Genomic DNA, 10,221 nt, shown 5'->3' on the forward strand with positions numbered 1-10,221 from the left:
AGGTCTCGCGTGAGTGGGCCCCGCCTCAGCCGAGATAGCTCACCAGGGTGAGCTTGGAGAGCATCGAGGTCACCTGATAGCTCGCCTGCAGCTGGGTTTGCAGCTGCAGCAGCTGGGCCGTCACCGATTCCGCCGAGACGGTATCGACGCCGTCGAGGGAATCCTGGAGCGCCGCGCGCGTGGTGCGGTTCTGGGTCTGGGTGTCCTGGAGGTCGCTGGCGGCAAGGCCGAGATCGCTGGCGATGCCCTGGATGCCGGAATTGCCGTCCTTGGACCCGAGGAGAACGCGGGAACGGTCGGCGACCGCGTTGTAGCGCGTCGCGTCGGCGCTTCCGCTCGCGGCGGTGGTGAACGATTCGGCCGCCACCAGGGCGATGCCCGCCAGCACCGAGCGGATCGGCGCCTCGTTGGCCTGGACGCCGATGTCGAGGGAGCGGGTCGCCGTGGCCTGAACGGTGGCGGTGGCGCGTGGATCCGTCGAGGTGTCGTCGCCCGTGTACCAGATCACCGTCTTGGTGCTCGCCTGCTCGGCGTAGCCGTTGCCGTCGGCGGAGATCCGGCGCGGCGCCAAGCCGGCCGACTTCGAACCGGCGAAGAAATCCTGCGTGGCGCGTGAGGCCGAACTCGCCGAAAGCGTCGTGGCGGCGGCGCCCTTCAGGGCATTGGCGAGCGCGTTCGAGATGTTGGTCGCCACGTCTCCGGTGGTGGAGAAGGCGGTGGTCGAGGTCGCATCGGCGGTGGCCGCCGCCGTCAGCGTGATCGCCTGGGTGGTGCCGTCGCGCAGGGCGAGGTTGAAGGTGACGGTGTCGCCGACATTCGGGGTCGTGTTCACCGCGACCGCGACCTGCGCCGGGGTCCCCGTGGAGAAGTTCGCCGACAGGCCGAGCTGGGGCGCGCCCTGGATGCTCGCCACCGCGGCGCCCGCGAAGCGGGTGTTGAGGAACGTGGCCGTGGCGGCGGCGGTGGTCGGCACCGGGATCGTATTGGGCGAGCCGTCGCTCGGTCCGGCTTTCGCGGTGAGGTCGACGAAGCTCTGGCTGCCATCCGCCTGATTGACCGCGACGCGGATCTTGTCGCCATCCTGAGGGGCGGCGGCGAGGGTGAAGCTGACATCCGGCGCCGTCGCGGCCGTCGTCGCCCCGGCCGAGATCGCACTCGGGTTGGAACTGGTCGCGCCGAGGAGGCGGAACCCGAAATTGGCGCGCGTCTCGGTGCCGGCGCTGCCGCTGCCCTCCTCCGACACCGTCACGGTCTGGCCGGACACGGCGGTGGCGATGCGACCGTTGGCGTTCGGCCCGAGATCGGCCGCCTTCTGCTGCTGGATCAGCGTCTTGAGGCCGTCGAGACCGGCGAGCGTGTTGCCGTTGAGGATCGTGTCGGAGGAGACGACCGGAGCCTGATCGGTTGCCCGACCGCCGAAGACGTATTGTCCGGCGGCCGATTGGTTCAGGGCGTCGACGGCGGCATCGAGGCTGTTGCTCGCGATCTGGGAGGTGTTGGTGAAGGTCGACCCATTGGTGGCCGAGAGGGTCTTCTGCAGGTTGTTTCCCAGCGTACTGATCTGCGTCACGGCGGCGCTCGCGAGGGTGACCCGCGTGGTCGCGCCGGTGATCGCCGAATCGTAGCCGTCGAGGGCGCTCAGGGCCGCGTGGGCGCTGAGGCTGGTGGTGCGCGCCGAGCCGAGGCCGCCGTAGCTGTCGGCGGCACGGCCGGTGGAGAGCTGCGTGGTCAGCGTGTCGAGGCGGCCCTTCAATCCGACCAGGTTGGCCGTGTTGCGGTCCGCCACGTAGGTGCTGGCGTTGAACGGTGCGATCGTCATCGGGACCTCGAGAGCGTTCCGTGCGGATCGGGCAGGGGGGCGGCCATGCGCTAGATCCGCAGCAGGGTGTCGAGAAGATCGCGCGCGGCGGTGAGCACGCGTGCGTTGGCGCTGTAGGCGGTCTGGAGCTGGACGAGTTTCGACATTTCCTCGTCGATGCTGACCCCGGAAACGGCGGCGACGCGGCTCTGCGCCGTGGCGAGCGCGATGCCCTGGCCCTCGTCGAGGCTCTGCGCGGTGGCAGCCCCGGCCCCCTGCGCATCGATGATGCGCTGGGTGAAATCCTGGACGCTCGCCGTATAGGGCGCGCTGATGCCGCCGATCCCGCTCGCCGCCGTGAAGGTCCGGGTGGCGCTGGTGAGCGCATCGTAGAGATATTGCGGTCGCGTCGCGTCGGCGGCCTGCGTCGTCGCGGTGGTGTTGACGAGGTTGGCGGTGTTGGTGGCGATGGCGGGGTTGACGGCGATCCGCTGGGCGAAGCCGGTGAGCTGCGATCCGCCGTCGAACGAGCCGGTATAGAGCTTGCCCTTGCCGTTGCCGTCGACGAACAGCGGCAGCTGGGCCTGGCCGGTCTGCAGGTCCGTGGTGCTGGTCGACTGGGTGACGCTGGCGCTCACCCCGAGAAGGGTCGGGCTGCCGCTATTGCCGTTGGCAATGATGCGAATGCCCCCGGTCCCGGCGCTCGGCTGGGTCGAGACGGTGAAATTGCTGCCGAGGGCCGACTGGATCGCGTCGCGCAGGCCCGCGGTCGTACCGGTGAGCTGGATCGGGACGATCGTCGCCGTCGGGTCCGTGGTGTCGGCGGGGTTCACGCTCGGCGCAGTGACGGAGCCGTAGGGCACCAGGACCAGGTTGCGTTGGACGCCCGCGGCATCCTTGAGGCTGATCGTGACGGCATTGCCGGCGCTGAGGCCGGTGAGGTCGATGTCGAAGCCCTGACCGGTGCTGTCCGAAGCGGCGACCCCCTGGGCCGGGCGATCGGAGAGAGAGCGCGCCAAGCCGGCCGCGAGGTCGTCGAGCTGATGCTGCGCCTGGGGCAGGATGGTGTCGCGCAGTTCGATGCCCGCAGCGAGCGAGCCGGAGCGGATCGCGTTGGCTGCGATGAGGTCGATCTTCGCGCCGCCGGGCGTCGTCGCCGTGATGGTACCGACGCCGCGCTTGGTCGGATCGAGCGAATAGGCGGCATCGGGCGCGAGGCTGCCGCGGCTGTCGAAGGTCAGTGTGGCGGCGTTGCCGCGATCCACCAGGGTCAACCCCGAGGCGGTGATGACCGAGACGGTCCCGTCGCGCTGCGCCACGGTCTGGACGTCGACATAGGCGGAGAGCCCGGTGACCTGCTGGTCGCGCTGGTCGAGGAGATCGGCCTTGGCCGCGTCGTCGGAGGTTCCGGAGATCTGCGTGTTGAGCTTGGCGATCGCCGCGAGGTAGCCGCTCGCCTTGTCGGTGTCGCTGGCGAGCTGGCTTTCCGTGGCGCTCCGCAGGGATTGTACGCCCTGCGCGATGGTGCCGATGCTCGAAGCGAGGTTGGACGCCGACGAGACCACGGCGGCACGGGCGGGGGTCGAGGTCGGGTCCGCCGTCAGCCCCTGGAGGGATTGGGTGAAGGTGTTGAACACCCCGTCGAGCGCCGTGGAGGTGCCGGGCGTGCCGTAGAGCTTGTCGAGCTGGGTGCGGACTGCCGAGAGCGTGCCGGTATAGGCCGCCCCGGAGGTCTCGAGGCGCAGCTGCTTGAGGGAGGCGGCATCGAGGGCACGGTTGATCGTACCGCTCGCCACGCCGGAATTGCCGATCCCGTCGGAGACCGAGTTCAGCGTCCGCTTGGTGTAGCCGACCGTACCGACGTTCGCGATGTTCTGCGAGACGACGCTGATGGCGGCTTGCGTCGCCTTCAGACCGGCAGTGGCGGTGTTCAAGGCATTGAACGACACGCGGTTCCTCCTCTCGTCTCGGCCTCACGCAGTTTTCGGACGTGTCCTCACCGGATGATGTTGATCAGGGCGGTCATCATATCCTGAGACGTCGAAATGACCTTCGTATTGGCCGAATACGCCTGTTGGGTTACGATCATCTTAGAGAACTCGCTCGCAATGTCGGTATTCGACTGCTCGACGTTTCCGCCGATGACGGAGGTTCCATTGAGCCCGACGAGCGGCGTGCCCGACTCGATCGTCTGCTCGTAATTGCCGCTGGAATTCGACTTGAGGCCGTCCGAATTGTTGAACTGGACGACTTTGATGCTCGCCAGATTGACGGTGTTGCCGTTGCTGTAGGTGCCCGCGACCTTGCCGTCCTTCGTCACCGAGACGCTGTTGAGCGTGCCGGAGGTGTAGCCGTCCTGGGTCAGGGTGTTGGTGGTCACGGTGCCGCCCGAAGCGGTGTAGCCGGTCAGGCCGCCGCTGCCGTAGTTCAGCGCGATGTTGCCGAGGTTCACTCCGTCCACCGTCAGCGCCGGAATCGTCACCGAGGTGGCCGCCGGAGCCGCCAGCTGGCCGCTGCTGTTGAACTGGAACGCCGTACCGGCATTGGTCCAGGTGGAGGCCGTGCTCGAGACCGTGCTCTGGTTGGCGTAGAACAGGTTCCAGACGTCGTTGGTGGCGGGCGATGCGGCCGCGTCGCCGTTCTGGACCTTGGCCCAGCGTGTCTGGATGCCGACCGGCCCGCCGCTGGCGGTGTAGGCGGTAAGCGAGGGGCCGGAGATGCTGCCGTTGATGAAGCTCGCCGCATCGGCGGCCGAGACGGTCGACGCTCCCGTCCCCGACAGGATCGCCGGGTTGGCGCCCGAGGTCAGCGTACCGAGCAGTTCGGAACCCGGGACACTGGCGCTGGCATTGGTCGTGGCCGGGGTCTTGGGCAGATTGGCCGAGTAGGTGATCGACGAGGTCGGCCGTGCGGGAAGGACCGAGTTCGAGACCTTGATCGGACCCTCGCCGGTGGCCTGGCCGGTGACCGGATCGAGGCTGTTGCCCTTGAGGTAGGATCCGCCGCCGTTGACGAGGTACCCGTCCTTGTCGAGGGCGAAATCACCGCGGCGGGTATAGAGATCGCCGGTGGAGAACGCGGTCTGGCCGTTGGCGTCGCCGGTCTTGGTCTGAACCACGAAGAAACCGTCGCCGTTCAGCGCCATGTTGGTGCCGACTTCGGTGGCGTTCAGGCTGCCCTGGATCGTAGTGGTGAGGCGCGAATTGGCCGCCACCGTGCCGGCGACCTGACGGGTCGGGGTCGACTGTTCGGCGACGAGATCGACGAAGCTCGTATCCACCCGCTTGAAGCCGGTGGTCTGCGAGTTCGCGATGTTGCCCGAGATGTTCTCGAGCGAGAACGATTGCGCCTTGAGGCCGGAGACGGCCGTCTGCAACGCGGTGAAGACATCCATGGCCGAGACCCTTGTTTCGCATGACGGCGCGCGAACCGGCCCAATTCGAGCGCCAGCTCCTGGTCTCGCTGAGCAATCGATATGCCAACGCTAAGCAACTGATGTGAAACGATTTATTTTTATGGCGCTCGGCAGGACAAGCCCTTTTACGCGTCCGGCCCGGCAGCTTTTGCCGGGTCTTTGCTGATTCGCCCCGCGTTTACGCGCTGTTATGCCTACGCCTCTACCCTCAGCGACTGTAGGAACCGAGTCGGACACAATGCGCGCGAAGCGATCGACCCTCATCCACCTGATCTACTTCTCGCGCCTCAACCTGGCGGCGGATGCCCCGACGCGTGCCCAGCAGATCGGCGAAATCACCCGACAGGCCCAGAAGAAGAACGAATTCGCGGTGATCACGAGCTTTCTCGTGATCGAGCAGAACTTCGCCGCCCAGATCATCGAAGGCGAGCGCGTCTCGGTGAACGACACCTTCAATCGGATCAACAACGATACCCGTCACCGCGACGTGCAGATCGTCGAGTGGCGCGAGATCGTCAAACGGGAGTTCGTCAATTCCTTCGCCACGGGTGTCCGAAACCCGGTCAACGACGCGGTCTTCCAGAAGGCCAACCTCCTGCCGATGTTCCTGCGTGGAACGCCGAAGGCCGTGGGGATCCACAGTCTCGCCATGATCTTGCAGGCCGAGTCGATGTCGAAGCAGGGCATCGACCATCTGTTCGTTTAACGTGTTTTCGAGTCCTTCGGCTGGACCCTGTGAACGTCGACGCGGCCACGCGACGACACGGGGTTGCCTGCCGCCGGACCGGTTGTCCTCGCCCTGTCATTCAACCCCCGAAAAGCCATGAGCGAGACGCCTCCGATCCTCATCGTCGACGACCAGGAAAAGCTGCTGAAGCTGATCGTCCTCTTGATGAATCGCCTCGGCTTTCCGGATGTCGAAGGAGTCAGCGACGCAACCACCGCGATGGAGCGGTTGCGCACCCGCAAATACGCCCTCGTGATTTCAGATCTCGACATGGAGCCGATGGACGGCCTCGCCCTGCTGCGCGAAATCCGCGCCGACGACGCCCTGATGAATACGCCCTTCATCCTCACGGAGGTCTCGTTCGATTTCGAGGACGTCAATCTCGCTCACCAGGCCGGTGCCGACGCCTTCATCCTGAAGCCGTTCGACATGTCGGTGCTGAAATCGAAGCTCAAGCAGGTCATCAACCGCAAGCCACGCAAGCGCGAGGCACCGCTTGCGGCGGAATCGGCCCTCAACGTCGATTTCCCGATGCTGGGCAAATTCTGACCGCAAGCGACGTCTTGCGCCCGCAGCGCCCGGTCTCGTATCGATCACGCCCGGACCAGCCGGACCCGGTCAGCCGACCACGAGACGCCGGTAGAGGTGCCAGGTCGCATGGCCGAGGATCGGCATGACGACGGCCAGGCCGATGAAAAGCGGCAGCGAGCCCATCACCAGCAGACCCGCCACCACGATTCCCCAGGATAGAAGGGTGAACGGGTTGCGCCGGAAGGCCGCGAGCGAGGTTTCGATGGCGGTGAGGCAATCGACGTTCCGGTCGACGATCATCGGCACCGAGACGATACTGATGGCCAGAACGATCAGCGAAAACGCGAAACCGACGAGGTTGCCGACCGCCATCAACGCCAAGCCGCGCGGGGTGGTGAGAACGTCGGCAACGAACCCGAGGGCCGTCTCGGGCGCAGCCGCACCATAGAGCGCGGTATAGATCCCTTGCGCGGCGACCAGCCACGCCACGAAGATCGCCGCCAGGACGAGACCGACGGCGCCGAGCGCCCCGACTGCGGAGCGCCGCAGCCCCCTGAAGGCGAGGCCCCAGCCGGTCTCGAGGCCGGCCTCCCGCCGCCGGCTGAGTTCGTAAAGCCCCACCGCCGCGAACGGACCGATCAGAGCGAAGCCCGAGGCGAGGGGAAACAGCATCGGCACCACGTCGTTGCCGAAGGCCATCATGGCGAGGAAGACGCCCACCAGCGGATAGATCAAGCCGAGGAAGATGACGTGCGTCGGCATCGCGAGGAAATCGTCGAGGCCGAGCTTCAGCGCCGCTTTGAGGTCCTCGGCGCCGATATCGCGCACGGCCGGATGGGCCGAGTCCCGGCCGGTGGTGACCGCGTGAAGTGTCGTCATCGCCTGTACCCCGCAAAGAGGATGAAGCTCAGGACGTCGGGCAGCCGGGCCTTGATACGCATGCTCGTGCATCGCGGCGCCGAGAGCGGAATAACGTCACGATAGACGACGAGACGGACGCTGTCGCTGCCCGTTTCCGGGCAGCGTGACAATTTCCGATGACTGAAAAGCGATTGGCCCGATCGGGCGCCTAGACTGCCCGTTTCTGGTAATCCTTGATGTCGCTGAAGCGGACCTCGGTCGCTCGCTCCTCCTCGTAGCGCAGGGAGAAGGCGGTGGTCGCCATGAAGACCGGTGCGCCGTCGAGGTCGCTGGCCATCGCCGAGCCGTGGCTGCCGATGAACTTGTCGAGCTCGAGCTCCTTGTCGGCTTCGATCCAGCGGCAGATCGAGAACCGGGTCGGCTCGTAGTCGATGGGCAGTCCGTATTCGGCCTGCAGGCGCTCCTTCAGAACGTCGAGCTGCAGCGCGCCGACCACCCCGACGATGGCCTGCGAACCGTCATGGGGCCGGAACACCTGGACGACGCCCTCTTCGCCCATCTGCTGCAGGGCCTCACGCAGCTTCTTGGCCTTCATCGCATCGGTGAGCTTGATCCGGCGCAGGATCTCGGGAGCGAAGCTCGGCACGCCGCGGAAGACGATCTCCTCCCCCTCGGTGAGGGTGTCGCCGATGCGCAGCGTCCCATGGTTGGGGATGCCGACGACGTCGCCGGCGAACGCCTCGTCGGCGATGGCACGGTCCTGCGCAAAGAAGAATTGCGGTGCCGAGAGCGACATCGGCTTGCCGGTGCGCACCAGCTTGGCCTTCATGCCGCGGCTCAGACGCCCCGAACACACCCGCATGAAGGCGATGCGATCCCGGTGGTTCGGATCCATGTTCGCCTGGATCTTGAACACGAAGCCGGTCATCTTGGCCTCCGTCGGCTCCACGAGGCGCTTGTCGGCGTCCTGGCCGCGGGGGGGCGGGGCGAAGTGGGCGAGCCCGTCGATGAGGTCGCGCACCCCGAAATTGCGCAAGGCCGATCCGAAGAACACCGGCGTGAGGTGTCCCTCGCGGAACGCCTCGATGTCGAAGCGCTTCAGCCCCGACTCGGCGAGTTCGGCTTCCTCGCGCCAGAGTGCGGCTTCGCCATTCTCCGTGAGAAGCTGATCGAACAGCGGATCGTCGATACCCGAGACCGGAACGGTACCGGCATCGTCCGCCGCATCGAGCCGGCGCACGCGGCCGTTGCCGAGATCGTAGGTGCCGGCGAAGTTGCGGCCCCGCCCGATCGGCCAGGTCACGGGCGCGACGTCGAGGGCCAGGACCTTCTCGATTTCGTCGAGGAGTTCGAACGGGTCGCGGGACTCGCGGTCGAGCTTGTTGATGAAGGTGACGATGGGAATGTCGCGTAAGCGGCAGACCTCGAACAGTTTTCGAGTGCGGGCCTCGATGCCCTTGGCCGCATCGATCACCATCACGGCCGAATCGACGGCGGTGAGCGTCCGGTAGGTGTCTTCCGAAAAGTCCTCGTGGCCTGGCGTGTCGAGCAGGTTGAAGACGCAGTCTCCGTACTCGAAGGTCATGACCGAGGTGACGACGGAGATGCCGCGCTCCTTCTCGATGCCCATCCAGTCCGAGCGGGTGGAGACCCGGTTGCGCTTGGCCTTGACCTCGCCGGCGAGCTGGATCGCGCCACCGAACAGCAGCAGCTTCTCGGTGAGCGTGGTCTTGCCGGCATCCGGGTGCGAGATGATCGCGAAGGTGCGGCGGCGGGCCACCGGATCGGAGGCGCGGGCCGCGTCCTTGGTTTCGGTCTGCATCAACATCGCGGGCGACAACTTTCCCGTCCGCGGGAGCGGACATTTCTGCAGGCGTTATACGGGATCGCGCCCCGGGCGGAAGCCGCCGCTTGCCGGGACGTCTATTCAGCCACGGCCGAGATACGGCATCTTCGTCGCCATCACGGTCAGGAAGGGCACGTTGGCGTCGAGCGGCAGCCCCGCCATGTAGACCACCGCATCGGCCACGTGGCGCACATCCATCACCGGTTCGGGCCTCAACGAGCCATCCGCCTGCCGCACGCCCTCAACCATCGGCGCCGTCATCTCGGTCTCGGCATTGCCGATGTCGATCTGGCCGCAGGCGATATCGAAGGCGCGTCCGTCGAGGGCGGTCGACCGCGTCAGCCCGGTGATGGCGTGCTTCGTCGCCGTATAGGGCGCCGAGTTCGGCCGTGGGACATGGGCCGAGATCGAGCCGTTGTTGATGATGCGCCCGCCGCGCGGATCCTGCGCCTTCATCCGCCGGAACGCCGCCTGGGTGCACAGGAACGCACCGGTGAGGTTGACGTCGACCACCGCGCGCCACTGGTCCAGCGTGATCGCGTCGAGGGGAACGGCCGGCGCGAACACGCCGGCATTGTTGAACAGCAGGTCGACTCGTCCGAACACCGCATCCACTTTGCCGAACAGCCGGTCCACCGCCGCCGGATCGGCGATATCGGCCGCGACCGGACACGCCTCGCCGCCGAAGGCACGGATTTCCGCCGCCACCGCCGCGAGCGGCTCCATCCGCCGCCCGGCGAGGGCCAGCCGATGCCCGGCCCGCGCAAGCCCGAGCGCCACCGCCCGGCCGATGCCGGAGCCCGCCCCGGTCACGATCGCGATCCGTCCCTGCATCGCTTGGTCTCCCTGGTCCATCCCCGCGCCATAACCGAGACGTCTGCCTGTTGCCAGCGCCCGGCACTGCGTCTAGACAACGCCCGGCCCAAGCGCCGTTGGGGCGTCGCCAAGTGGTAAGGCAGCGGTTTTTGGTACCGCCATCCGGAGGTTCGAATCCTCCCGCCCCAGCCAATTTCCGCGCAAGCTATTGATTTAGCTTCGTTTCC

General features: G+C 66.7%; 8 protein-coding genes and 1 tRNA gene. 3 read left to right on the forward strand and 6 right to left on the reverse strand.

Features of this window, described 5'->3' with window-relative positions; genetic code table 11:
- Window positions 1–25: 25 nt before the first annotated feature.
- Genes G3T14_RS11195 through G3T14_RS11205 form a run of 3 tightly spaced genes read right to left on the reverse strand, consistent with a single transcriptional unit; the run spans window position 26 to window position 5,192 of the window.
- Window positions 26–1,819, reverse strand: coding sequence for a hypothetical protein (locus tag G3T14_RS11195; protein ID WP_163642620.1), 1,794 nt, complete (start codon window positions 1,817–1,819; stop codon window positions 26–28).
- Window positions 1,820–1,869: 50 nt separating this feature from the next.
- A complete protein-coding gene (flgK, locus tag G3T14_RS11200) occupies window positions 1,870–3,747 on the reverse strand; it encodes a flagellar hook-associated protein FlgK (RefSeq protein ID WP_163642621.1) in 1,878 nt (625 codons plus the stop codon).
- Between the two features lie 47 nt (window positions 3,748–3,794).
- The gene (locus tag G3T14_RS11205) at window positions 3,795–5,192 is read right to left on the reverse strand and encodes a flagellar hook-basal body complex protein (RefSeq protein ID WP_163642622.1); all 1,398 of its coding nucleotides are present in this window, start codon (window positions 5,190–5,192) and stop codon (window positions 3,795–3,797) included.
- Window positions 5,193–5,451: 259 nt separating this feature from the next.
- On the opposite strand from G3T14_RS11205, the gene G3T14_RS11210 reads away from it, so the two are divergent.
- Window positions 5,452–5,919 (forward strand): BLUF domain-containing protein, encoded by a 468-nt coding sequence (locus G3T14_RS11210; protein WP_163642623.1) that lies wholly within the window; start codon window positions 5,452–5,454, stop codon window positions 5,917–5,919.
- Between the two features lie 117 nt (window positions 5,920–6,036).
- A complete protein-coding gene (locus G3T14_RS11215; protein ID WP_163642624.1) occupies window positions 6,037–6,489 on the forward strand; it encodes a response regulator in 453 nt (150 codons plus the stop codon).
- A gap of 69 nt (window positions 6,490–6,558) precedes the next feature.
- Here the strand turns inward: G3T14_RS11215 and G3T14_RS11220 are convergent, their stop codons facing one another.
- The 3 genes from G3T14_RS11220 to G3T14_RS11230 all read right to left on the reverse strand — a co-directional run bounded on the left by G3T14_RS11220 (window position 6,559) and on the right by G3T14_RS11230 (window position 10,012).
- Window positions 6,559–7,350: a DUF2189 domain-containing protein gene (locus G3T14_RS11220; protein WP_163642625.1), complete on the reverse strand. Its 792-nt coding sequence runs from the start codon at window positions 7,348–7,350 to the stop codon at window positions 6,559–6,561.
- A gap of 190 nt (window positions 7,351–7,540) precedes the next feature.
- Window positions 7,541–9,160 carry a peptide chain release factor 3 gene (locus G3T14_RS11225; protein WP_163642626.1) on the reverse strand — a complete coding sequence of 540 codons (1,620 nt, stop codon included), beginning with the start codon at window positions 9,158–9,160 and terminating at the stop codon, window positions 7,541–7,543.
- A 99-nt stretch (window positions 9,161–9,259) separates the two neighbouring features.
- On the reverse strand, window positions 9,260–10,012 hold the full coding sequence (locus tag G3T14_RS11230) for an SDR family oxidoreductase (RefSeq protein ID WP_163642627.1): 753 nt from the start codon (window positions 10,010–10,012) through the stop codon (window positions 9,260–9,262).
- 99 nt (window positions 10,013–10,111) lie between these two features.
- Between G3T14_RS11230 and G3T14_RS11235 the strand changes: the two genes are divergently transcribed.
- Window positions 10,112–10,186, forward strand: a tRNA-Gln gene (locus G3T14_RS11235).
- Window positions 10,187–10,221: the final 35 nt, after the last annotated feature.

Origin of the sequence: Methylobacterium sp. BTF04 (assembly GCF_010692745.1) — a bacterium.
Lineage (GTDB): Bacteria > Pseudomonadota > Alphaproteobacteria > Rhizobiales > Beijerinckiaceae > Methylobacterium.